This window comes from Streptomyces odonnellii (assembly GCF_000981895.1).
Taxonomy (GTDB): Bacteria; Actinomycetota; Actinomycetes; order Streptomycetales; family Streptomycetaceae; genus Streptomyces; species Streptomyces odonnellii.
The window spans coordinates 1-2290 of record NZ_LATD01000540.1 but is presented as its reverse complement, the minus strand read 5'-3'; the positions used below and the strand labels follow the sequence as shown (position 1 = coordinate 2290).

Annotated in this window: 2 protein-coding genes; both read left to right on the top strand. The window is 71.7% G+C overall.

The window, feature by feature from the left end:
* Window positions 1–165 precede the first annotated feature (165 nt).
* Entirely contained in the window at window positions 166–666 is a 501-nt protein-coding gene (locus WH07_RS34670) for a mobilization protein (RefSeq protein ID WP_046508995.1), read from the top strand.
* Window positions 663–2290 (top strand): relaxase/mobilization nuclease domain-containing protein (locus tag WH07_RS34665; protein ID WP_046508993.1); only part of this gene is annotated, 1628 nt, incomplete at its 3' end. The genes WH07_RS34670 and WH07_RS34665, both read left to right, overlap by 4 nt.

Here is a 2290-nt window from a genome sequence, read left to right as displayed (position 1 = left end):
CCCCATAGCCACCCCCCGACACGGAGACTCCATGCACGACCCGCACCACGAAGAACCCACCACCTCCCACAACACTCCACCAACCACCCTCGCCCCAGCGGGAGCAAGTTGTAGGTCCGGACACTCCCCCGCAGGGGAGCGCCCGAACCCGACCCCGCCCCGGAGGTGGCGGGACCCGTCCGGCGCCAGGGGGCACCGGACGGAAAGGCTGCGACCGAGGGCGGACCGCAGCCAGGCAAGGCCCACCGCAAGCGCCGGTCCAAGGCCAAGGAAAAGGGGAAGGCACGTCCGCGCGACAAGAAGCAGCGCCCTGCCCAGAGCGTGCGCCTCAACGATCAAGAGCACGCCCTCATCCAGGCGGGCGCCGACGCCGTCGGCATGAGTCTGGCCGGCTTCCTCGCCCATTCCGCTCTGGCCGCCGCCCGCGACCAGTCCCGTACCGCCGCCACCATCGCCACCGAACGCGACGTCCTCACCGAACTGTTCGCGGCGCGCCGTCAGCTCGGCTGGGCGGGCAGCAACCTCAACCGGCCCGCCAAGGCCCTCAACTCCGGCGGCGACGTGCCCCACCTCAACAAGGTGATCGCCGACATCCAGCGTGCCGCTGACGCCGTGAAGACGGCAGCCGACCGGGTCGCCAACCCCCAGGCAGGCGAGGCGGCTTGATCCCCCGAATCCACAAGCAGGGCAGCAAAACCCTCGGACTGCTCCACTACCTCTACGGCAAGGGCACACACGAGGAACACGTCGACCCGCACCTGGTCGCCTCCTTCGACCACATGGCACCCGACCCGGGCCGCGACCTCGGGGCCACGAAGAAGGATCTCCAGGAGCTCCTCGACCAGCCTCTCCAATTGCTCGACGCTGACCTGCGGCCCGAGAAGCACGTGTGGCACTGTTCCGTGCGCGCCGCCCCCGACGACCCGATCTTGACCGACGAGCAGTGGGGCGAGATCGCCCGCCGTATGGTCGCGGCCACCGGCATCGACCCCGGCGACGGCGCTGGCTGCCGCTGGGCCGCCGTCCGCCACGCCGACGACCACATCCACATCATCGCCACCCTCGTACGCGAAGACGGCCGCCGCCCCGACCACCACTTCTCCGGCAAACGCGCCCAGGCCGAAGCCCGCCTCATCGAAGCCGACTACGGCCTCCACCGCGTCACCCCCGGCGACGGCACCGCCGCCAAACGCACCACCAGCGCCGAGAAGCACAAGGCCGAACGCCAGGGCCGGAACATCGCCCCGCGCGACGAACTGCGTGAGACTGTCCGGCGCGCGCTCGCCGGCGCCGCCTCTACGGACGAGTTCCTCGGCCGTCTCAAGGACGCCGGGCTCCTCGTACGCACCAAGGTCCTGCCCTCCGGCGACCTGAAGGGCTACAAAGTCGCCCTGCCCGACGACCGCAACAAGGACAAGGAGCTGATCTACTACGCCGGCTCCACCCTCGCCCCCGACCTGTCCCTGCCTCGCATCCAGGAACGCTTCACCGCCGACTCCACTCGACCGGAGACCACTGACAGCGAGCGGCCGGAACGCCCCGGCGCATCCTCGGCACCTGCCGCAGCACGACGCACCACCGCCCACGCAGGCTGGGCAGCGCTACTCGTCCTCGACAACAACAGCGATGACGGGGCGGCTGCCGCCCAGATCTCCGCCACCGGCGAGGTCCTCAATGCCCTCGCCAAGACCTCGGCACTCCACACCCGCAACGAACTGCACCAGGCAGCCCGGGAGTTCGAGCGGGCCTCGTACTCCCACACCCGAGCCGACTTCCGCCACGTACAGGACCTACGTCGGGCAGCCCGTGAGCTGGTTTACAGCGGGCCCGCGCTCGGCCGTGGCGAGGACGGGGCCGGCACCGCCATGGTTCTGGACATGCTGTTCTTCCTCGCCATCGCCGCCGCGCACTGGCACGCCCAGCGTCACCACGCCCAGCAGGCCGAAGCCGCCCGCAGGGCCGCCGCGCACCTGCGGGCCGCCTACCTGCGGGCAGCTGGCGAGCCCCTCGCGGTGCTGCGCGAACGTGGCCGCCGCATCGCCCCGTCCCTGCGCCGCCGCCACGCCACCACCGTGCGCGCCGCGCTCCCCGAACTCGCCGAGACCATCCTGACCGAACCCGGCTGGGCCGCACTGGCCGCCACCCTCGCCGACGCCGAACGCGCCGGCCACAACCCCCGCGCCCTGCTCACCGAGGCCGCCGCCCGCCGGGAACTGAACACCGCCGACTCCATCAGCGACGTCCTCGTCTGGCGCCTACGCCGCACCGCCGACCTCCCCCCCCTACGCCC